Source organism: Sphingomonas faeni (assembly GCF_023195535.1).
Classification (GTDB): Bacteria; Pseudomonadota; Alphaproteobacteria; order Sphingomonadales; family Sphingomonadaceae; genus Sphingomonas; species Sphingomonas faeni_B.
Map to the genome: position 1 here is coordinate 845,288 of NZ_JALPNF010000001.1, position 21,925 is coordinate 867,212.

Genomic DNA, 21,925 nt, shown 5'->3' on the forward strand with positions numbered 1-21,925 from the left:
GCCATTGAGAACAGCCATTTCAGGCGGCGTCGTGCCAGGCGGAGACGCCGCGGATCGGGGCGTATTCGGGTTTGGCGTCCTCGCTCTCGACCCAGTCGACCAGCAGCGTCAGCACCCGGCGCAACGCCTCGTCCTGCAACTCCACGCGTGCCTCCAGCGCGGCAATGCGCGCTTCGGTCGCCGGATCGGTACGCGGCGTATCGGCGACCGGTACAGGCTGGGCGAGTGTCTCGACCGAGGCAGCGGCACCCTTCCCCGTATCCGTGGCAAGCGTCGGCAGGTCGCCCTCCAGGTCGCGTTGCACCGACCGCACGACGGCGGCGTCGATCACCCGCAGATCCTCGATGGCGGCGTGGAGCATCACGCGCCCGGCGAGAAGGTTCAGACGGCGCGGCACGCCCGCCGAGGCGGCGAAGAAGGCCGCGAACGCATCGTCCGCGAAATCCGGGTTGCCGGTCCACCCGACCACGGTCAGGCGGTGGGCGAGATAGTCGGAGACCTCATGCTCCTCCATCGGATCGAGATGGTGGATCGCGATCACGCGCTGGCGAAGCTGTTCGAGCCGATCCAGGCCGTGCAGGCGATCGCGGAATTCGGGCTGGCCGAGCAGGACGATCTGCAACAGCGCATGGCCACCTGCCTGGAAGTTCGACAGCATCCGCAGTTCTTCGAGCGCGGACACCGGCAGCGCCTGCGCCTCGTCGACGATCAGCAGCGTGCGCTTGCCGGTCCGCGCCACCGCGTGGAGCCCGCGCTCGATCGCGGTCAGCAGTTCGGCCTTGGTCAGCCCCGCCGGATCGACGTGCAATTCGGTCGCGACGATCCGCAACAGGTCGTCCGCCTCGATCGCGGTCGAGACGAGCTTGATGGCGTTCAGACGCTGGTGATCGATCGTGTCCATCAGGTGACCGACGAGCGTCGTCTTGCCCGCGCCGATATCGCCGGTGATGACGATGAAGCCCTCACCCTGCGCCAGGCCATAGCCGAGATACGCCATCGCCTTGCGGTGCGTGGCGGTCTCGAACCAGAATTTGGGATCCGGGGTGAGCTGGAAAGGCCGACCCGTCAGTCCGTAATGTTCGTCGTACATCTGCTCTCGCCTTCAGAACTGATATCGCGCACCGACCAGCGCCTGCGCCGACCAGTCGCTGTCGAGGTCACCGACCTTGAAGCTGTAAAGCCCGAGCGACGCGGTGGTGCCGAGCCGTCCGAAATTGCGGTAATAGTTTCCGGTCGCGCCATACGACCAGACACCGTCGTCGCCCGATACGTCCGCCGCCGCGATATTGGCCACGCCGGGATCGTAATAGTTGACGAACAGGTCCGCGTTAACGCCGGAGACCTGGGTCAGGGTCCGCGCATAGAATAGCTGGCCATAATAGCTCTGATCCTCGAGGCCGGTGACGACCAGCCCCGGCGCGACGTTCGGCGAATACAGCTTGCGGTTGGCATAGCCCGCGCCTGCTCCCCAGCGTGATCGACCGCGGGTGGCGACGATCACGCCGTCGATCCCGCGCGCGCGGTAGCTGGCGGTCGAGATCGACTGGAACACGTCGGTGAGGCAGGCGCCGGGTTGCGCGCCGCTGGAGCCGAACACGCAGCCGTTGAACTGCTGGCCGAAACCTTGCTGGTTGCCGGTCAGGAAGCTGGTCGGCAGATTGCCGATACCGGTGCGGAGCTGACGGCCGAAGGTCTGGACGCCGTCATACACGTTGACCGCGAGGCCGACCGACCGGGAGGCCTGATAGGTCGCCGTACCCGTGTAGCTGAGCGAGCCATAGCGCTTGCCGACATGGGCTTCGACCGAAGTGCGGCGATTGGGCCGCCAGATCACGCCGGCATCGTAGTAGAGGCCGTCGGTCCGGTAGGCGACGCGCCGCGGCGAAGCCTCGTTGGTGACGAACCGCCCATCGCGGTCGAGCACCGGCGTCCCCGCGGCATCGACGAGCGCGTCCTTCTGGCTCGTCTCGATCTTTTCGTACCCGACGCCCGCGGTCAGCGCGACATAGGGCGAAACCGGCTGGAGTATGTCGCCGCGGCCGTAATAGCCCTCGTAGCGCTGCTTGAGCTGGCTGGCGGTCTCGCGGTCATAGGCGCCGCTCAGCGTGACGCCGAACGGCGCGACCAGACCAGGCGCGACGGACGCGCGAGCGGTGGCGGTATTGCCGATCGAATCGTCGTAATAATCCAGCCGCCGCCCGCCGATGCTGGTGTCGCCGAAAGTAGGCGTCTCGACCTTGGTATAGCCCAGGCGGTAATTCGCGTCGAAGACGACCGGGCCGGCGGTGGTGGTAAAGCTGGGCCCGGCGTAGACCGCATAGACCTGGCTGACGTTGTTCACGTTGCCGACCAGCAGGCCGGGCGCGGCACCACGGATGTCCGAGCGTGCGCGCGTCGCGATGCCGGCGGCTTCGAGCGTCAGGTTGCGCGTCACGCGGGCATCGACCCGGGCAAGTCCGGAATGCACGTCGTCGTCGCCCAGCCGGTCGCCCCAGCCGAACCGGCGTTCATACCGATAGCTGAGCTGACCCGTGACGCGCTGCGTCTGGATCGCCCCATCCACGCCCGCGGCGAGGCTGGTATAGGTCAGCACGTCGCCGCCGTTGAGGTCGGCGGCGAGCGTCTGGCTGGCCTCGACATACGGGTTGATGGTGACGCGACGTGCCGTCTCCGGTCCCGACGATGGCAGCGTGGCCGGCGGCGGCGCGTCGGTCTGCGCGATCGCCGGCGTCGCGCCGGACAAGGTGCCCGCCACGACGACCGTGGCCGCGACGCCGGCCAGTACGCGTGCGCGCACCGTCGGTCTGATCATCGGCCCGGTCATCAAGAGCTCTCCTGGCCGTAATAGCTGCCGAACCGCGCGCCGCCCTGGACGAACGAAACGGCATTCAGGACGAGCTGGATGTGCTCGCACCCATCGAGGATGTTGACCGCGGCGCGCAGTTCGCTTTCGGGCGTGCGATCGGCGCGGACGACGAGCATCACCTGGCCGACGCGCATCGCCAGCACCGACGCGGCGGACGCAGCGAGTGCGGGTGGTGAATCGATGATGATGATCCGACGGGGATTAGCCACGAGGAGCCGAGCGATCACTACCTTCGTGCGCGCACTGGCGAGCAGTTCGGTATCCATCGCGGTCTTGGTGCCCGCGGGGAGGATCGACAGATGCGGCACGTCGGTATGGATCACCATATCCTCGACATCGATCCGCGAATCACCCAGCGCATCGAGCAGGCCGGGACCGTCGATCAGTCCCAGCTGCTTGACGATATCGGGCTTGGCGACGTCGGCATCGACCAGCAGCACTTCGGTATCGCGCTCGGCGGCGATCGAGAGCGCGAGGTTGATCGCGCAGAACGTCTTGCCGTCCTCGGGCCGGGCCGAGCAGACCAGGATCATCCGCGCCTTGTCGGGACTGTCGCTCTCGGCGATGCGCGCGCTGGCGATCAGCAACTGCCGCTTGATCAGGCGGAATTCCTCCGCGAGCGGACCGACCGGTGCGCCCGGCACGATCATGCCATTGCCGGCGAGCATCCCGCGATCGATCCGCGCAGTGTCGCCCGAATCTTCGGGGTAATAAACTTCATCGGTGAACTCGTCGCCGACCGGCGCGCGCAGTTCCTCGGGGATCGCAAGGAACGTCGCATCGGTAAAATCGAGCGCCGGCGCCGTAACGGGCTCGGTCGCAACAACCCGTGTGTCGGCGACGGGCGTTTCCGGCAGCACGGGCGGCACGACGCCGGTGCGTGCCCGGGCATGTGCGCCGAAATCATACACCTTGGCTGCGCGCTCGAGCAGCGAGGGTTCGCGATCAGGTTTCGTCACGGCCATACCCCCTTATGCCGCCAGCCCGCGCTGAAGGATCTCGACCCCCAGCAACAGGACATAGGCGGCGCCCAGTGCGGCGGTGCCGCCCAGGAACAGCTTGAACTTGCGACGGCGCTGGTTCGATTGCACGCGCGTCACGACTTCGCCGATCGATCCGATCACCGGCATCCCCGCCGCCTTTTCGAGCCGCGAACTGGTCGGGAATGTCGTCCGCAACTGCCCCATGGCGAACGCCGCACCAATCCCGCCCGCGAGTCCCGCAATCAGCACGCCCGTCAATAGCAGCATTCGGTTCGGTGCGCTCGGCGTACTCGGCATCGTCGGGGGATCGATCACGCTGAACTTGACGTTGTCGCTTTGCGACTGCGCCTGGCCGATCAGCGCGGTCTGTTCGCGCTGCCGCAGCAGCGTGTCGTACTGATCCTTGAGCACCTGATAATCGCGATCGATCGAGCCCTGCTCGGCCGCAACCTCGGGATCCCCGGTCAGCTTCGAATTGAGCAGGTCGAGATCGCTCTGCAGCTGGCTCCGCCGCATCCGCAGCGACGCGACCGTGGCGGTACGATCCGCGACCATCGACTGGAGCGACGCGTAGAGCGGGTTCTGCGCACTGCCGGCACCGCTGCCACCGGCGAGAGGCTCGCTGCGCGCCGCCGCCGTCGCCGCGGCAAGCTGGCTCTTCAGCGCCACCACATCGGGATGATTCTCGGTATAGCCGCGCGCGCGGGCATCGGCGAGCTGGCCCTGGATCGCCTGAAGGCGCGCGCGCGCCGGTCCCGCGGCGCCCGCAACGCCACCCGCCCCGGCAACCGTCGCCGGGGTTCCCGCCATCTGTCCCTGCACCGCGGCAAGGCTCGACTGCGCAGCGGCGAGATCGCCATCGACCTGCGCCATTTGCGAGCGCGCCGCGCCGATCCGGTCGCTGACCGATCCGGTCCCCGGCAGCGCGCCGAGATAGCGGTTCTGGAAGTCGGCGCGCTTGGCCTCGGCGTCGGCAAGCTGCTTCTGCCGCGCCGCGAGCTGCTGGTCGAGGAAGGTCAGGCTCTGCGTCGTTTTGGAACGATCGCCCGCCAGATTCTGCTCGACGAACAGGTCGATCAGCTTCTGCGTGATCTGCCGCGCGAGCTTCGGACTCGCCGCGCTCGTCGTGATCTGGAACAGATTATCCTGCTGCGACACGATCTTGATGTTCGGCGCGAGCGCGGCGACGCGGTCGGCGACGTCGCGGTCGCTCGACCCGGTGTTGGCGAGATCGGTGCCGCGCACCACCTTTTCGAGGTTCACCGCGGAAATCAGCGTCGTGCGGATCGTGTCGACGGTCATCGGCACGCTCTGCGGCACGCCGTCCATCCCCGCGGGCAGCACCGTCTGCATCTGCACGAACACGCGCGCGGTCGAATCGTAGCGGCTCGGGATCTGCGACACGACCAGCCAACCGAGCACGCACACGCCCCACGCCACCGCCAGCGCCAGCCAGCGCCGCGTCCAGATCGCATGCAGTGCTATGCGCACCTCGTCGTAGATCCCGTTCATCCCGGCGTCCCTCAAAACATCGATTCGGGGATGATGATCACGTCGCCCGGCTCGAGCCGGACGTTCGCCGACGAATCGCCCTTCTTGAGGAGATTGCCGATCTGCAGGCCATATTCGGTCTGCTTGCCGGTCGTCCGATCGTAGCGCACCAGCCGTGCCTTGTTGCCCGCGGCGTATTGGCTGAGCCCGCCGACCGCAATCATCGCGTCGAGCAGCGTCATGTTGGCGCGATAGGGGATCGAGGCGGGCTTCTCGGTCGCGCCGACGATGCGGACCTGCTGGCTATAGGTGCCGCTGAAATTCTCGACGATCACCGAGACGATCGGGTCCTTGATATAGGCCGCGAGCGCCTTCTTGATGTCGTCGCTGAGCATTGCCGGGGTCTTGCCGACCGCGGGCATGTCGTTGATCAACGGCGTGGTGATGCGGCCATCGGGACGCACCTGGACCTTCGACGACAGTTCGGGATTGCGCCAGACGAAGATGTTCAGCTGATCGAGCGGCCCGATGACGTATTCCTCGCCCGGCAGTTCCTGGTTCGCGACATAGGCGGCAGGCGGCAGTTCGGGACGGCCGCCGGTGCTCGTGCACGCTGATAGCGTCGTGCCGACGAGGCCGAGGGCCAGCAGGGATTTCGATACCGGTCCGGAACGCATGGGCACTTCTCTCCTGGAGCCACACTGGCGGGACGCCGGCCGTCGGTTGCCCGGCGGTCGGCTAAACTCAGCCTCGGCTATGCAAGGAACAGGTGAAGATAGCGTTAGGAGCGCCCTGTAACCATGCTCCCGACCGGCAATGGCCCCAGATCGGGACATGGGACCGACAGGCTATGGAGCAGTAACGATCTCGATCGCCGCTGGATGCCCGAGAAACGCGCTCGGGCTGGCGCTCGCGCCATATGCGCCGGCCATGAAGATCGCGATCAGATCGCCGATCTCGACCGGCGGCAGCGCGACCTTGTCGCCGAGGCGGTCGAGCGGAGTACAGAGCGGGCCGACGACGGAGACGGTTTCGGTTGCGTCCTGGCCCATGCGAGCGGCGACCGCGAGCGGATAGTTGCGCCGGACGACGGTGCCGAAATTGCCGCTCGCGGCGAGCTGGTGGTTGAGTCCGCCGTCGACGATGACGAAGGTCTCGCCTTGGCTGTGTTTGATGTCGATCACGCGGGTGAGATAGACGCCGGCCTCGGCGACAAGCCAGCGACCGAGTTCGATCGCAAACCGTGTTTTGGCGAGAATTGGCGGGCGGGATGCTAGTGCTTCACCCAGCGCACTGCCGACACGCTCGATATCCAGCGCCACGTCGCCAGCGAAATAGGGCACGCCGAAGCCACCGCCCAGATTGACGAGCGGGGGCGCTGCGCCGGCCTCCCCCGCCAACCGCGCGGCGAGCGCGATCGTGGCGGCCTGCGTCTCGATGATCGCGCCGGGATCAAGCGCCTGGCTACCGGCATAGATATGAAAGCCACGCCAGTCCGCACCTGCGCCGACGATCGCGTTGACGAGCGCCGCCGCGCGCACTGCGTCGACGCCGAACGGCGACGCCCGTCCGCCCATCCGCATGCCCGAGCCGCGGAGTTCGATATCGGGGTTCACGCGTACTGCCATGCGCGGCGGAACGCCGAGGCGGTCGCCGATCGCGAACGCCCGCGCCGCTTCGCCTTCCGATTCGACGTTGAGCGTGGCGCCGGCGGAAATCGCTGCGGAGAGTTCGTCGTCACGCTTGCCGGGCCCGGCGAAACTGATCGACGCCGCTGGCTTGACCGCGAGCGCCTTGGCGAGCTCGCCCGACGACGCGACGTCGAGCCCGTCGACCAGCGGCGCGATCGCGGTCAGAAGGTCGGCATGCGGATTAGCCTTGATCGCGTAGTGAAGATCGATCGCGGGCATCGCTGCTTTGAAGCGTGCGATGCGCGCGGCGACGATCGCCATGTCGTAGACGAACAGCGGTGTGTCGCCGGCCTTGGCAACCCAGTCGTCGGCCAGCCGGCCGCCGATCTTCAGGAGGCCATCTTGCTGAACGAACTCCGGCGGAAGGGCACCCATCGGTTTCATGACGCGCTCCCTTCCTTGTTCCCCCGCGAAGGCGGGGGCCCAGACTGGACCCCCGCCTTCGCGGGGGAACAAGCTTTCACCTCCAACGCGATGGCAGACCTGTCCAGCTTCCCATTGGCATTACGCGGTAATTCGTCCCGCCAGAGATACGCGCCGGGCTGCATGAAGCTAGGCAGTGCCGTCCGCAACCGCGCCCGCAATCCCGCCTCCGCGCCAGTATCCCCGGCCAGCATCACCACGATCGCCTGCCCCAGCCGCTCGTCCGGAACGCCAACCGCGACCGCCTCGCGCGCCTCCCCCCCAGCCAGCACGGCCTCCTCGATTTCGAGCGGACTTATCCGGTTCCCCGCGCTCTTGATCATCTCGTCGTCACGCCCGACGAATCGCAACAGACCGTCCTCGCCCTCGACCACGGTATCCCCCGACCACACTGCCATGCCGTTGCCATCAGGCGCCGGCCGAAACCGCTGCGCCGTCCGCTCCGCATCCCTCCAATAGCCTTGCGCAACGAGCGGCCCGGCGTGCACCAGCTCCCCCGCCTCACCCGGCGCGGCGCGCGCGCCGTCAGGCTTCACCACCGAAACCTCGGCGAACGGGATCGCCCGCCCCATCGCATCGGGATGCATATCGATCAGCGCGGGATCGAGATAGGTCGACCGGAATGCCTCGGTCAGCCCATACATCGCGTACACATCCGCCGCCGGAAACCGCTCCCGAAGCCCGCGCACCAGCCGAGGCGTCAGCGCACCCCCGGAGTTGGTCAACCGCTTCAAGCGCGCCGCAGTCTCCGCCGGCCATTCCGCCTCCAGCAACTGCACCCACAAGGGCGGCACACCCGCCAGCGTCGTCGCCCCGACCCGCTCGACCGCCTTCACCACGTCGCGCGCGACCAGATAATCGAGCGGCGCCACCGACGCCCCCGCCGCCCAGGTCGAGAACAGCTGGTTCTGACCGTAATCGAAAGACAGCGGCAGCACGCCGAGCACGCAGTCTTCGGGCTCCAGCTTCAGATAATGCGCGACCGAGATCGCACCGAGCCAGAGGTTAGCATGGCTCAGCATCACGCCTTTGGGCCGGCCGGTAGATCCCGAGGTATAGAGGATCGCCGCGAGACTGTCGGGATCGGCGTCGGACGGTCCGATACGGCCTTGCTCGCGGTTCCCCGGCGAAAGCCGGGGCCCAGTTGGGAGGACCACCGTGACAGGACGTTGCGCGACACCATCGGGATCCTCCCAACTGGACCCCGGCCTTCGCCGGGGAGCCAAGGGAAGATCGACTTCATCGACGATCGCGCAATCGTGCGGCACATCCCCAGCGTCCAAAGTCCCAGCCCGCACACCCTGAGTCACCAGCAACCGAGCCCCGCTATCCCCAAGAATATGCACAACCTGCGCCCGTCTCAGCAGCGGATTGACCGGCACATGCACCAGCCCCGCCCGCGCCGCCGCCAACGGCATCAGGCACGCGGCGCGCGTCTTGGGCAGCCACGTCGCCACCCGATCACCCGCCGACGGCCCCCGTCCAGCAAGCCACCCCGCCAGCGCCCCGACCCCGGCCTCGAGCTCGGCAAACGTCATCGCGCCGGCCTTGTCGACCAGCGCAACGGCATCGGGCGCACCTCGCAGCGCGATGTGGTCGATAGGGTATGGCTTGGGGTCGAGCGCGATCATGGGGCCCTAATAGCGGCAAGCCCCCTTAGCGCGAACCCGTTGCCGAATTCACCCCCACACGCTAGCGGGGCCCGGTTCGTAACGGTTCAGGCGATGCTCGTGATCTTCGAAGGTACTTCCCAAGTCGAAACGACGGTACGCGCCGTCCTCTCCGACATCCTCGGCCTCAGCGCCGACCGAGTCGCGACGTTCACCGCCGACACGCCGCTGTTCGGTGCTCTGCCCGAGCTTGATTCGATGGCGGTGGCAAGCGTGCTCACCGAACTCGAGGACCGGCTCGGCATCCTGATCGAGGACGACGAGATCGACGGCGAGATGCTCGAGACATTCGGCGCGCTCGTCCAGTTCGCCGCGGGCAAGGCGCTGGTCTAACCCTGACCGGCGGTCTAGCCTCCGCCGGAATGACCGGCCTCCGCTTCGATACATATGACTGGAATGGGGGCTGCGAGGCGATGCTGCGGTTCGGACCCGAGAGCGGCCCGATCGTCATCGCCGCCCTCCCCCTGTTCGAGGAAGCGAACCGGACCCGGCAGTTCACGTGCACGATCCTGCGCGCGCTAGCGGATCACGGCATCGGCAGCATACTCCCGGACTTCCCCGGTACCGGAGAGAGCCTCGTCGCGACCGTCGATGCCAAGCTGTCCGAGCAGCGCCGAGCCTATAGCGAACTAACACAGCAGCTTGGCGCTCATAGCTACGCGTTTTCGATAAGAAGCGGCGCGCTACTCGATACCGACGCCGACCTTACCGGCCGCTGGCACCTCGCTCCACAAACCGGCGCCGATCTCATCCGTGACCTCGAACGCACCCGCGCCGCAGCGGGTAAGTCCGACCGGGGGGACGAGTACGCCGGCAACCGCCTGTTCCCGGAGATGCTCGCCGAACTGCGAGATGCCGTGCCGTGCCAGGACGGACGATACCGGGTCGTACGCCTCGGCACCGATCCCCGCGCCGCCCATGCGACCTACGCCGGATCGCCACTCTGGCGCCGGTCGGAACCCGGCAGCGATATCGCGTTGGCACAGCAGCTTGCAGCCGATATCGCACACTGGATAGCATCATGCGAAGGCTGATCGGGTTCACGTGCGAAGGCGAAACGCTCGCCGCCACGCTGGACGAAGCACCCGGCACGACCGGACTTCTCATAGTCTCCGGCGGCAACGAAATCCGCAGCGGCGCGCATCGCGGGATGGCGATGCTCGCCCAACGCCTCGCCGCCACCGGCACGCCCGTCTTCCGCTACGACCGCCGCGGCGTCGGCGATTCGACAGGCCACAATGGCGGCTTCCTGAGCGCAGAGCCCGACCTGATCGCAGCGGTTGCTGCGTTCCGGCACGCAGCCCCGCATATCACCCGCCTGGTAGGCTTCGGCAATTGCGACGCCGCCAGCACGCTCGCGCTGTTCGGACGATCGGCCGGGTTCGACAAGGTCATCCTCGCTAACCCCTGGATCATCGAATCCTTCGACGACCTCCCCCCCGCCGCCGCCATCCGGGCGCGCTATGCCGAGAGACTGCGCGATCCCCGGTCTTGGCATCGGCTGATCCGCGGGGAGATCAATCTCCGCAAACTGGGGAAGGGGCTGGGGAAGCTCACGCGTACCGCGCCGGCCGGTAAGGACGGCTTGGCGATGCGGGTTGGCGATGCGATCGACGCGTGGGGGGACGATGCCGTCGTCCTGCTCGCGGTGCGTGACGCCACCGCGCTGGCGTTTGCCGCGCGGTATCGCGGCGGGGCGCGGGTAATGCGGTTCGATACGGCATCGCATAGCTTTGCCGGCGCTGAGAACGGCGATGCGCTCTATGCCGAGATCGTTACCGCGCTCGCTGGCTAAGCAGCAGCGCCCCCCCCGCCCGTCATCCTGACGAAAGTCAGGACCCAGGGTTACGCAAGAGGGCGCTCGCGGCTCTGGGTCCTGACCTGCGTCTGGATGACGTCTGGCGTGAGTGTAACGGGATGCGCGAAACCTATTCAGCGGCTTCGGCAAGCTCCGCAAACTCGGCCGCCGCCAGGAAGCGCTCCGCGTCCAACGCTGCCATGCAACCCGTGCCGGCCGCGGTCACTGCCTGCCGGTACACCTTGTCCGCCACGTCGCCGCACGCGAACACCCCCTCGATATTGGTGCGGGTCGAGCCGGTCTCGACCGCGATGTACCCATCCGAATCAAGCTCCAGGTGCCCGCGGAACAACTCGGTCGCCGGGTGATGCCCGATCGCGACGAACCCACCATCGACGTCGAGACGCGAGCGCTCGCCCGTCACGGTGTCCTCCAGCTCCAGCGCTACCAACCCTGCATTGCCGCCACCGTCGACGAACTCGCGGACCTCCTTGTTCCACAGCACCGTCACGCCCTTGTGCGCGAACAGCCGCTCCTGGAGGATCTTCTCCGCCCGCAGCGAATCGCGGCGGTGGATCAGCGTCACGTCGGGCGAGTGGTTGGTGAGGTACAGCGCCTCCTCGACCGCGGTGTTACCGCCGCCGATCACCGCCACCTTCTTGCCGCGGTAGAAGAAGCCATCGCAGGTCGCACACGCACTGACGCCCTTGCCCTTCATCGGCTCCTCGCTATCGATCCCGAGCCATTTCGCCTGCGCGCCGGTCGCGATCACCAGCGTGTCGCCCTCGTAAACGTCGCCGCTGTCGCCGATCAGCCGGAACGGGCGGCTGGTCAGGTCGACCTGGACGATCGTGTCCCACATCATCCGCGTGCCGACATGCTCGGCCTGCGCCTGCATCTGCTCCATCAGCCACGGGCCCTGGATCACGTCCTTGAAGCCGGGATAATTCTCGACGTCGGTCGTGGTGGTCAGCTGGCCGCCGGGCTGGATGCCCTGCACGACGATCGGCGCCATCCCGGCACGCGCGCCATAGATCGCAGCCGAGAGCCCGGCAGGCCCCGAGCCGAGGATAAGCATGCGGGTGGTATGGGTCGTCATCATTGTTCCTTGGAGATTCGAGACTGCATCTAGGGGATGCGTGCAAGGATTTGAACCGCCGGTAAATCTGTCTCGCCTGCATCGAAAGCTTTGCCGCTTCGTTGAAGGGCAAAAGCGGAGATGAGCATGAGCGACGACCGGACCGTAGAGATCGAGGACTATACGGCACCAGCAGGCGGCTGGGGCTCGATGAAGTCGCTCGTCGAGATTTCCGCCCGCGAGAAGGTCGGACCAGAGGTGATTCGCGAACTCGCGCGGCAGAACAAGCCGGACGGGTTTGCCTGCGTCAGCTGCGCGTGGGGCAAGCCAGCGCACCCGCATGTCGCCGAGTTCTGCGAGAACGGGGCGAAGGCGACCGCATGGGAATTGACCTCGTTCCGTGTGACTCCTGCATTCTTCGAGCAGCACACGGTCAGCGAACTGCTGGGCTGGAAGGATTACGACCTCGAACAGGCCGGGCGCCTGACGCATCCGCTGAAATACGATCCGACCACCGACAAATATACCGCGTGCAGCTGGGACGAGGCGTTCGCGGGCATCGGCGCCAAGCTGAAGACCTACGACCCGACCAAGGTCATCTTCTATGCCTCCGGCCGCGCCAGTCTCGAAACGTCGTACATGTATAGCCTGCTCGCGCGGATGTACGGCAGCCACAACCTGCCCGACAGCTCGAACATGTGCCACGAGACGACCTCGGTCGGCCTCAAGTCCGCGATCGGTTCGGCAGTCGGCACCATCCATCTCTCCGACTACGAGAAGTGCGACGCGATCTTCTACTTCGGGCAGAACCCCGGCGTGAACAGCCCCCGATTCCTCCATCCGTTGCGCGATTGCGCGAAGCGCGGCGTTGAGATCGTCGTGTTCAATCCGCTCAAGGAACGCGGGCTGGAGAAATTTCAGGATCCGCAGAACCCGATCGAGATGGTGACGGGCAAGTCGACGCCGATCGCCTCGCAATATCACCAAGTGAAGACCGGCGGCGACGTCGGTGCGATCATGGGGATGTGCAAATACCTGATCGAGGCCGACGACCACGCCCAGCGGATCGATGGCCTGCGCGTGCTGGATCAGGCGTTCCTTGCCGAGCACACGACCGGCTTCGACGCGTTCGCCGACGTCGCGCGCAAGACCGAATGGTCGGTGATCGAGCATGAGAGCGGCCTGCCCCGCGCCGAGATCGAGGCGGCCGCCAAGGTCTACGCCAAGTCGAAGGCGGTGATCGCGGTGTACGGCATGGGGCTGACCCAGCACGTCGGCGGGATCGACAACGTCCACATGGTCGTCAATTTGATGCTGCTCCGCGGCAACATCGGCAAGCCCGGTGCCGGCATGGGGCCGGTCCGCGGTCACTCGAACGTGCAGGGCCAGCGTACCGTCGGTATCACGGAGAAGCCCGAACTCGCCCCGCTCGACAAGCTCGCCGAGCAATATGGCTTCGAGCCGCCGCGCGAAAAGGGCTGGGACACGGTCGAGGCGTGCGAGGCGGTCCTCGACGGCAGTGCGCAGGCGTTCATCGGTCTCGGCGGCAATTTTGTTCGCGCTATCCCGGATCATGCGCGGATGGAGCCGAAATGGCGCGGCCTCGACCTGACCGTGCATATCGCAACCAAACTCAACCGCTCGCACCTGCTGCCCGGCGAGACATCGTATCTGCTCCCCTGTCTCGGCCGGATCGAGACCGACATGCAGGGTACCGGGCCGCAGAGCGTCTCGATCGAGGATTCGTTCAGCCAAATCTACGGCTCGAAGGGCAAGGCCACGCCGGCGGCCGAAACGCTGCTGTCCGAGCCGGCGATCGTCGCGGGGATCGCCAAGGCGACGCTGGCGCACAATCCGAAGCTCGACTGGGATGCGTGGGTACGCGATTATGCGCGCGTTCGCGATGCTATCGAAGTGACGTATCCGGACCTGTTCAAGGATTTCAACAAACAGATGTTCACGCCCGGCGGCTTCTGGAAGGGCGTTCCCGCAGCGCATCGAGAGTGGAAGACCGAGAGCGGCAAGGCGGAGATCAATGTGCCGCAATCCCTCAACGTCACCGGATTCGAGGAGGCGGAGGGCCGCTTCCGCTTGATGACGCTGCGGTCGAACGATCAGTTCAACACGACCGTGTACGGCTATCACGATCGCTTCCGCGGCGTGAAGGGTACGCGCGACATCGTGTTCATGAACAAGAACGACATGATCCGGATGGGGATCACCGACGGCGACGACGTCGACCTGGTCGGCGATGCGGGCGGCAATTCGGATCGCCGCCTCAACAAACTGCGCGTGGTCGAATACTCGATCCCCGAGGGCTGCGTCGGTGCCTATTACCCCGAGAGCAACCTGCTCATGCCGGTTGCTCACCATGCCCGCGAAAGCCATGTTCCGGCGGCGAAATCGGTGCCGGTACGGATCGAGAAGACGCGCTGACCGACACGCATATCCTCGGCGTCGTCTTGGCTGGCGGGCGATCGTCACGTTTCGGTTCGGACAAGGCGCGGGCGATGTTTCGAGGGCGCACGTTGTCCGAGCATGCGCAAGACTTGCTGGTGCCGTACGTCGATACGACGGTCATCGTTGGCAGAGACGGCCCGGTCGCCGACCTCCCCGGCCCCGATCTCGGTCCTTTGGGCGGGATCGCCGGAGCACTGTCCTATGCCGGCGAACGCGGCTTCACGTCGGTCCTGACAATCGCATGCGACATGCCGGTGCTCCCCGACGGTTTGCTGGCGGCGCTCGCACGGGGAGCGCCGGCCTATTGCCCGAATGCGCCGGTGCTCGGCCATTGGAACACCGCGTCGCTGGAGGTTCTGCTCGAGCATATCGCGACATCGCCACGCCGCTCGGTTCGCGGTTGGGCGGAGGCGATCGGCGCCGTGCCGATTGCTGCACCCGCGCCGATCCCCAACATCAATACGCCGGAAGACATCGCCGCCATATGACGACCTCTCGCACATTGCCGATCAAGATCCTTCGCCCTGATTCGGTCATGGCGGGAGAGCGAACGATCGCGGTCGAGGTGCCCGTCGCGATCGAGATCGACGGACTCGGCTATGCGGTGATGATGATGACGCCCGCCGACCTGCCCGAGTTCACGAACGGTTTCCTCCTGACCGAGCGGCTGGCCGACAGCGTCGAGGACGTGCGCGACATCGACGTGTTCGAGGCCGAAGCGGGCTGGATCGTCCGGGTCGGCCTGTCCGAGCGGTGCAAGGGGCGCATTCACGACCGTATCCGCCATCGGACCAGCGACACGAGTTGCGGGCTGTGCGGGATTTCCGGGCTCGAACAGCTCCGCAAACCTGTCCCTGGAACGCCACCGAAGCCCGACACGCCTGTCAGCGCGTTGTTTGCCGCACTCGGTGGGTTGCGCGCGCACCAGCCGCTCAACGCCGCCACGGGCGCCATTCACGCGGCGGCAGCATGCGATCGCGAAGGCCAGGTCGTTGCCGCCTATGAGGACGTCGGTCGCCACAACGCGCTCGACAAGCTGGTCGGAGGATTGGCGATAAAGGGGCACGCGATCGACGGGTTCATCCTCGTCACCTCGCGGATCAGCTTCGAGATGGTCGACAAGGCGCTGATCGCCGGCGCGCCGATGCTGGTCGGGATCTCCGCACCGACCAGTCTCGCGATCGATCACGCGCACTCGCATGGCCTGACGCTGCTCGCCCTCGCGCGCAGCGATGCGATCCTGGTGGTCAACGATCCCTGGAAGGTCTTCGACTAGCCGCAGACGCTGCGACTAGTCGAAGCAGGCGTCACTTGGTGGCCGTCACGACGTCGGTCTTGGCCGCAACGAGATAGCCTCCGACGACGAACACCAGCCCGCCGATGATGTTGCCGACGCTGACGATCGCGAGGTTGCGGATCACGCCCACGATATCGATCGAGGCGTTCGGGACGAGCAGCCCCAGCGTCAGTGCGGTCATGTTGGCGACCGAGTGTTCGAATCCCGCCGCCACGAAGGCCAGCAGGATCCAGGCCATGCCGATGCACTTGGCGGCATCGCCGGTCATGCGGGCCGCCGTCCAGATCGCGAGGCAGACGAGCCAGTTGCACAGGATGGCACGTGCCATCAGCGCGGTCGCGTCGACGGATACCTTGTGCTGAACATAGCCATGGAACATCGCGTCGGCGTTCGCGAAGATCGCGCCGCCGCCGCCGGCCGCAAACACGAGCGACAGCACCACACCGCCGACGAGGTTACCGATCCAGACGACGACGGTCAGCTTCACGGCGTCCGCGACGGTGATCGTCCGCTTGGCCAGACCGAAGCCGAGATACATCACATAGCCGGTGAAGAGCTCGGCGCCCGCGAACACGGTCAGGATCAACCCGAGTCCGAAGGTCGCCCCCATCACCAGCGGGCGCACGCCGGGATCAAGCCCCGACCCGGTGCTGAGCGCGAGGATCATCGCGATGCCGATATACGTACCCGCAAGGATCGCGCCGGCGAAGAACCCCGCCGGAGAGCGCCGCAGTGCCGCCGCCTTGGTCGCGGCGAGGGTAGCGTAAGTGTCGATCGTCGACGTGTAACCGGTGCTCATGCGTCGATTTTGCTTTTCTGGCCGACGATCCCCGCACGCACCACGCCGCGATCCGAACCCATGTCGGCCGCCGCGGGACGGACGGTCACCGGAATGGATTTGTAGGAAGGCGTGAAGCTCTGCGGATCGTGATCCTCGAGTGCGATCAGCGGCTGCGTCTCAGGATAATAAGAGGCGACGCAGCCGTCGGGCAGCGCGTAACGGACCAGCATCAGCTTCTGGACGACACGATCGGGCCGCGCAAACTGAAGCGCGGTGGCGATATCGACGACGTCGCCTTCCTTGTGCCCGAGCCGTGCCATGTCGCGCTCGTTCATGAACAGGATGTCGCGGCGTCCGAACACCCCGCGATAGCGGTCGTCGAGGCTGTAGACGGTGGTGTTGTACTGGTCGTGCGCCCGCAATGTCGTCAGCCGCAACACGGTCGGATCGCCCGCACTCTCGTCCTTCTCGACGCCCTGGGTGACGATGAAGTTGGCCTTGCCGCTGTCCGTCTTCCACTCGCGCATTGCAGCAGAATTCGGGAGGTGGAAGCCGCCCGGCTTGCGGATGCGTGCGTTATAGTCGGCAAACGCGGGGAACACGGCTTCGATCTTGTCGCGGATCAGGCTGTAGTCGCCGACATAGGCATCCCAGTCGATTGCGATCGGCGCGCGGCCCTTGGCGGCGAAGGTCGCCTTGGCGATCTCGCCGACGATCCAGATCTCCGACTTCACGTTCTCGCCCGGCGGCATCAGGAAGCCGCGCGAGGCGTGGACCATCGACATCGAATCCTCGACCGTCACCGCCTGCTGGCCGGTCGCCTGCATGTCGAGTTCGGTCCGGCCGAGACACGGCAGGATGTACGTCGACTTCGCCATCAACAGCATCGTGCGGTTGAGCTTGGTGGTGATGTGCACGGCAAGATCGAGGTTGCGGAACCCTTCCGCGCAGGCCTGAGGATCGGACGAGGCGATCGCGAGATTGCCACCGAGACACACGATCGCCTTGGCCTTGCCGTCGCGCATCGCGGCGATGCTCTCGACCACCGAATGGCCGTGCTCGCGCGGTGGCTCGAACCCGAAGACGTCGCGCATGTTGTCGAGCAGCATCGGCATCGGCCGCTCGGTGATGCCGACGGTGCGGTCGCCCTGGACGTTGCTGTGGCCACGCAGCGGACAGATGCCCGCACCCGGCTTGCCCATGTTGCCACGCAGAAGGAGCAAATTGGCGATCTGCTGGACGTTGGTGGTGCCGGTGCGGTGCTGCGTGACGCCCATGCCGTAGCAGCAAATAGCCGCCTTCGACTTCGAATAGGCGAGCGCCACCTCTTCCAGGTCGGTGCGCGAGAGCCCGCTGGAGCGTTCGATGTCCGCCCATTCGGTGGTCGCGAGGTCGGCGATATAGTCGTCGAGCCCGGCAGTGTGCTCGGCGATGAACGCATGATCGAGCGCAGGCTCGCCGCCCGATGCCTTGGCCCCCTCGTCGAGCGCGACCAGCGCCTTGGCGATGCCCTTCAGCGCCGCCGCGTCGCCGCCGACCTTCACCTGGTAATAGCTGCTGGCGATCGGGGTCGCCGACATCGTCGCCATCTCGACCACCGACTGCGGCGATTCGAAGCGTTCGAGCGAGCGTTCCTTGAGCGGATTGAAAACGATGATCTTCCCGCCGCGCTTCGACACTTCACGCAACGTCGCCATCATCCGCGGATGGTTGGTGCCGGGGTTGTGACCGATCGAGAGGATCAGGTCGGCGTGATCGAAATCCTCGAGGCTGACGGTGCCCTTGCCGATGCCGATCGACTTGGGAAGGCCGACCGAGGTCGCCTCGTGGCACATGTTCGAGCAATCGGGGAAGTTGTTGGTGCCGTACATCCGCACGAACAGCTGGAACAGGAACGCCGCCTCGTTCGAGCAGCGGCCCGAAGTGTAGAATTCCGCCTGGTTCGGGTCCGGCACGGCGGCAAGGCCGGCGCCGATCCCGCGCATGGCCTCGTCCCAGCTCACGACCTCATAGTGATCGGTCGCGGCGTTGTAGCGGAGCGGCTCGGTAACGCGGCCCTGGTCCTCGATCCAGTGATCGCTCTGCTGCCAGATGTCGAATACGCTATGCGCGGCGAAGAAATCGGCGCCGATCGTCTTGGCGGTCGATTCCCACGCGACCGCCTTGGCACCGTTCTCGCAGAATTCGAACGACGAGGTGTGTTTCGGGTCGGGCCAGGCACAGCTTGGGCAATCGAAGCCGTCGGGCTGGTTCGACTTGAGCAAAGTCTGGCCGCCGCGCACGACGATCTGCTGTGCCTTCAGCGAGACGGCGACCGCCTTCAGCGCGCCCCAGCCGCCGGCCGGACCCGTATAATCGGCGATCCCATCAGGGCGCCCATCAGAGCGTTTGTCACGCATACTCGTATCTCCCGTGAGGCCGGGCCGACGCGTGCGCCCCGAATGCGGCGCACAGGCTGACCATTAACCCAAGGCAATAGAAGCGCATTTTCCGATTGCGAAGGCGAGTTTCCCGCAGTTGGTGATCGCCTGCGTCGGTCTGCGGGTGATATGTCGGCGGCGCTGTGCGCCGGGTCCGAAATGGTAGCGAAGGAGGGACTTGAACCCCCGACCCCAGGATTATGATTCCCGTGCTCTAACCAACTGAGCTACTTCGCCGTACCGTCCGTCAGGGAAGCATTCTTCCCTGCGAGGCGCGGCCTATAGGAAGCGGTTTCCGGACGGTCAAGCGAACATATGCCGGGAAATCGCTTCCCACGGTCCGCCGCGGTACCACCATGCGCCCAGACCGGCGATTTCGACGCCGCGCGGCACGAAATCGCGTTGCAGATTGCCGAGCAGGAGCTTGGCGACCTGGGGGCTGACCTTGTTCTGGATCGTGACGTGCGGGCGCCAGCCGCCGGCGTCCTGTGGGGTGAGCATGCCGGTGAACGCGTCGGCGAGGCGGGCGCGGATGCCCACAAGCTCGGGGGATTCGATCCGATAGGCGACGCCGCGGCCGAGCGACATCAGGCCGCCGACGCGCGCCTGCGGGGCGCGGATGCCGCGCGTCTCCTGGTTCAGGCGGTGCTTCAGCTCGTCGAACCCCGACGGCGGCAGATGGTGGAACAGCGTCAGATGCGCGTCGAGCTGGTTGCGCTCGGGCGGGAAATGCTCGCGGCGCATTGAGTCGAAGAACGCGGTGTCCTGACGACCGAACAAGGCCGTGACGATGATCGGGGCGACTGCATCACTCACGATCAAATCTCGATCTGGCTGCCAAGCTCGACGACGCGGTTCGTCGGCAACCGGAAGAACTCCATCGCGCTTTCGGCATTGCGCAGCATCCACGAGAACAGCTTCTCGCGCCAGAGCATCATGCCGGGCTTGTCCGATGCGAGCAGCGTCTGGCGCGACAGGAAGAAGCTGGTGTCCATCATCTTGAAGTCCGCGCCGCAAGTATGGACCTGGCGCAGTGCCGCGGGCACGTCGGCATCCTCCATGAAGCCATAGCGCAGGATCAGGCGATGGAAGCCGTCGCCGAGCTCCTCGCGCACCGCACGGTCATGCGCGGGCCAATAGGGCTGGCCGACGATCTTTACCGTCAGCAGGATGACGCGCTCGTGCAGCACCTTGTTGTGCTTGAGATTGTGGAGGAGCGCGTGCGGAACGCCGTCGGCGGTCGAGGTCATGAACACCGCGGTCCCCGGCACGCGCGATGCGGAGCTGGCGGCCGAGCCGATGAACACCTTTATCGGCATCGCTGCCTCGTGCATCCGGTCGATCATCAGCTGCCGCCCCTTCGACCAGGTCGTCAGGAAGGTGAAGATGATGAAGCCGACCAGCAGCGGGAACCAGCCGCCCGCCGGCACCTTGGTGAGGTTTGCCGCGAAATAGGCGCCATCGACGGTGAAGAAGATAGCCAGAAGCGGGATCGCCGCGATCTTCGGCCAGTTCCACAGGCGGAACAGGACGACGCCGAGCAAGCACGTGTCGATAAACATCGCACCGGTCACCGCGATCCCGTACGCGCTGGTGAGGTTCGACGAGGTGCGGAAGAACAGCACTAGCAGGATGACCATCACCATCAGCGCGCCGTTGACGAGCGGGATATAGATCTGGCCCTCCGTCGAGGCGCTGGTATGCTCGATGCGAAGCCGCGGGATGAAGCCGAGCTGGATCGCCTGCTGCGTGACCGAGAACGCGCCGGAGATCACCGCCTGCGACGCGATAACCGCGGCCATCGTCGCAAGAATGACGAGCGGAAGCTGGAGGCTCTCGGGCGCGAGATTGTAGAACGGGCTGACCAGTGCGGCCTGCCCGTCGCGAAACAGCAGCGCACCCTGCCCCATGTAATTGAGGATCAGCGCCGGCAACACGAAGAACAGCCACGAGATGCCGATCGGCTTGCGGCCGAAATGACCCATGTCCGCATAGAGCGCTTCGGCGCCGGTGACCGCGAGCACGACCGAACCGAGTGCCAGAAACGCGCGCTCGGGATCGATCAGGAAGAACTGGACCGCGTAGTGCGGCGAGAATGCCCAGAGCACTTCGGGCGTTTGCATGATGCTGAGGATGCCGAGCACCGCGATGACGCCGAAATACACCAGCATGATCGGCCCGAAGACGAGCCCGATCCGCGCAGTGCCGCTCTTCTGCACCCAGAACAGCGCGATCAGGATGACGATCACGATCGGCAGCACGAGCCCGGCAAACGCTGGCGCGGCTACGGCGAGGCCCTCGACTGCGGACAGCACCGAGACCGCGGGCGTGATCATGCTGTCGCCGTAGAACAGCGCGGTCGCGAACACGCCGAGCAGGATGATGCCCTTGCTCCAGCGCTTCGTCTTGGTCTTGCCCGAGACGAGCGCGAGCAATGCGAGGCTACCGCCCTCGCCCTTGTTGTCGGCGCGCATGATGATGATGACGTATTTGACGGTTACGACGATCATCATCGACCAGAACATCAGGCTGATGACGCCCATGATGTGCGCCGCGTCGAGCGCGAGCTTGTGGTGGCCGGCGAAGGTTTCGCGGAAGGCGTAGAGCGGGCTCGTGCCGATATCGCCAAAGACGATGCCGATCGCCCCGAACGCGAGCTTCAGCATGCCGTCGGAATGGTGATGCCCCGTCTCGAGATCGAGATTGGCGGGTGGCACGGTCGAAGCCGCGGCGGTCTGATCGACGCTCACTGGACGGTGAATCGACCCGGAAGTGCAGCAATCATCATCGAATTTCCGATTTCACCCTGTGCCCCAAGCCGGCGCATTTAGCATGAGGGGTAGAGGGCGGCAACGGCGGGGCTGGCAACGTGGATTAACCGGGGCTGATCGGGCCCTGCCGTTCTCCTGCGAACGCAGGAGCCCAGGGTAACGGGCGCTACCGTTGTTGGCCCTGGATCCCTGCATT

General features: G+C 65.9%; 18 protein-coding genes and 1 tRNA gene. 6 read left to right on the plus strand and 13 right to left on the minus strand.

Features of this window, described 5'->3' with window-relative positions:
• Positions 1–19 precede the first annotated feature (19 nt).
• The 7 genes from SPHN_RS03480 to SPHN_RS03510 form a co-directional block, all read right to left on the minus strand.
• Positions 20–1,090 carry an ExeA family protein gene (locus SPHN_RS03480; RefSeq protein WP_248521128.1) on the minus strand — a complete coding sequence of 357 codons (1,071 nt, stop codon included), beginning with the start codon at positions 1,088–1,090 and terminating at the stop codon, positions 20–22.
• Between the two features lie 12 nt (positions 1,091–1,102).
• On the minus strand, positions 1,103–2,824 hold the full coding sequence (locus tag SPHN_RS03485; protein ID WP_248521130.1) for a hypothetical protein: 1,722 nt from the start codon (positions 2,822–2,824) through the stop codon (positions 1,103–1,105).
• Positions 2,824–3,831, minus strand: coding sequence for an AAA family ATPase (locus SPHN_RS03490; RefSeq protein WP_248521132.1), 1,008 nt, complete (start codon positions 3,829–3,831; stop codon positions 2,824–2,826). Before SPHN_RS03490 ends, SPHN_RS03485 begins: the two co-directional genes overlap by 1 nt.
• 6 nt (positions 3,832–3,837) lie before the next feature.
• Positions 3,838–5,361 carry an XrtA system polysaccharide chain length determinant gene (locus SPHN_RS03495; RefSeq protein ID WP_248521134.1) on the minus strand — a complete coding sequence of 508 codons (1,524 nt, stop codon included), beginning with the start codon at positions 5,359–5,361 and terminating at the stop codon, positions 3,838–3,840.
• Between the two features lie 11 nt (positions 5,362–5,372).
• Positions 5,373–6,017 carry an XrtA/PEP-CTERM system exopolysaccharide export protein gene (locus tag SPHN_RS03500; RefSeq protein WP_248521137.1) on the minus strand — a complete coding sequence of 215 codons (645 nt, stop codon included), beginning with the start codon at positions 6,015–6,017 and terminating at the stop codon, positions 5,373–5,375.
• Between the two features lie 171 nt (positions 6,018–6,188).
• Positions 6,189–7,415 carry a pyridoxal-dependent decarboxylase, exosortase A system-associated gene (locus tag SPHN_RS03505; RefSeq protein WP_248521139.1) on the minus strand — a complete coding sequence of 409 codons (1,227 nt, stop codon included), beginning with the start codon at positions 7,413–7,415 and terminating at the stop codon, positions 6,189–6,191.
• The gene (locus SPHN_RS03510) at positions 7,412–9,085 is read right to left on the minus strand and encodes an acyl-CoA ligase (AMP-forming), exosortase A system-associated (RefSeq protein ID WP_248521140.1); all 1,674 of its coding nucleotides are present in this window, start codon (positions 9,083–9,085) and stop codon (positions 7,412–7,414) included. Before SPHN_RS03510 ends, SPHN_RS03505 begins: the two co-directional genes overlap by 4 nt.
• Positions 9,086–9,178: 93 nt before the next feature.
• Between SPHN_RS03510 and SPHN_RS03515 the strand changes: the two genes are divergently transcribed.
• Genes SPHN_RS03515 through SPHN_RS03525 form a run of 3 tightly spaced genes read left to right on the plus strand, consistent with a single transcriptional unit; the run spans position 9,179 to position 10,919 of the window.
• Positions 9,179–9,457, plus strand: coding sequence for an acyl carrier protein (locus tag SPHN_RS03515; RefSeq protein ID WP_248521141.1), 279 nt, complete (start codon positions 9,179–9,181; stop codon positions 9,455–9,457).
• Between the two features lie 29 nt (positions 9,458–9,486).
• The gene (locus tag SPHN_RS03520; RefSeq protein ID WP_248521143.1) at positions 9,487–10,158 is read left to right on the plus strand and encodes a hypothetical protein; all 672 of its coding nucleotides are present in this window, start codon (positions 9,487–9,489) and stop codon (positions 10,156–10,158) included.
• The gene (locus SPHN_RS03525; protein WP_248521145.1) at positions 10,146–10,919 is read left to right on the plus strand and encodes a hydrolase 1, exosortase A system-associated; all 774 of its coding nucleotides are present in this window, start codon (positions 10,146–10,148) and stop codon (positions 10,917–10,919) included. The genes SPHN_RS03520 and SPHN_RS03525 overlap by 13 nt, the downstream gene beginning before the upstream one ends.
• Before the next feature lie 133 nt (positions 10,920–11,052).
• On the opposite strand, the gene trxB is transcribed toward SPHN_RS03525, so the two are convergent.
• Complete coding sequence (gene trxB / locus SPHN_RS03530) at positions 11,053–12,021, minus strand: thioredoxin-disulfide reductase (RefSeq protein WP_248521158.1); 969 nt, start codon at positions 12,019–12,021, stop codon at positions 11,053–11,055.
• Between the two features lie 126 nt (positions 12,022–12,147).
• Here trxB and SPHN_RS03535 point away from each other — a divergent pair, with 126 nt between their 5' ends.
• From SPHN_RS03535 to fdhD, 3 genes are read left to right on the plus strand one after another with little or no spacing between them, the layout of a single operon-like run.
• Positions 12,148–14,436, plus strand: coding sequence for an FdhF/YdeP family oxidoreductase (locus SPHN_RS03535; protein ID WP_248521160.1), 2,289 nt, complete (start codon positions 12,148–12,150; stop codon positions 14,434–14,436).
• 26 nt (positions 14,437–14,462) lie between these two features.
• Positions 14,463–14,948, plus strand: a complete 486-nt coding sequence (gene mobA / locus SPHN_RS03540; RefSeq protein ID WP_282580379.1) for a molybdenum cofactor guanylyltransferase — start codon at positions 14,463–14,465, stop codon at positions 14,946–14,948.
• Positions 14,945–15,736, plus strand: a complete 792-nt coding sequence (gene fdhD, locus SPHN_RS03545) for a formate dehydrogenase accessory sulfurtransferase FdhD (protein ID WP_248521164.1) — start codon at positions 14,945–14,947, stop codon at positions 15,734–15,736. Before mobA ends, fdhD begins: the two co-directional genes overlap by 4 nt.
• Positions 15,737–15,767: 31 nt before the next feature.
• Here fdhD and SPHN_RS03550 read toward each other — a convergent pair whose 3' ends face one another.
• The 5 genes from SPHN_RS03550 to SPHN_RS03570 form a co-directional block, all read right to left on the minus strand.
• Positions 15,768–16,556, minus strand: a complete 789-nt coding sequence (locus SPHN_RS03550; protein ID WP_248521166.1) for a formate/nitrite transporter family protein — start codon at positions 16,554–16,556, stop codon at positions 15,768–15,770.
• The gene (locus SPHN_RS03555) at positions 16,553–18,937 is read right to left on the minus strand and encodes an FdhF/YdeP family oxidoreductase (protein WP_248521169.1); all 2,385 of its coding nucleotides are present in this window, start codon (positions 18,935–18,937) and stop codon (positions 16,553–16,555) included. Before SPHN_RS03555 ends, SPHN_RS03550 begins: the two co-directional genes overlap by 4 nt.
• Before the next feature lie 181 nt (positions 18,938–19,118).
• A tRNA-Met gene (locus SPHN_RS03560) sits at positions 19,119–19,195 on the minus strand.
• A gap of 66 nt (positions 19,196–19,261) precedes the next feature.
• Positions 19,262–19,774 carry a 2'-5' RNA ligase family protein gene (locus SPHN_RS03565; protein ID WP_248521172.1) on the minus strand — a complete coding sequence of 171 codons (513 nt, stop codon included), beginning with the start codon at positions 19,772–19,774 and terminating at the stop codon, positions 19,262–19,264.
• A gap of 2 nt (positions 19,775–19,776) precedes the next feature.
• Positions 19,777–21,675 (minus strand): potassium transporter Kup, encoded by a 1,899-nt coding sequence (locus SPHN_RS03570; RefSeq protein WP_432715048.1) that lies wholly within the window; start codon positions 21,673–21,675, stop codon positions 19,777–19,779.
• Positions 21,676–21,925 lie beyond the last annotated feature (250 nt).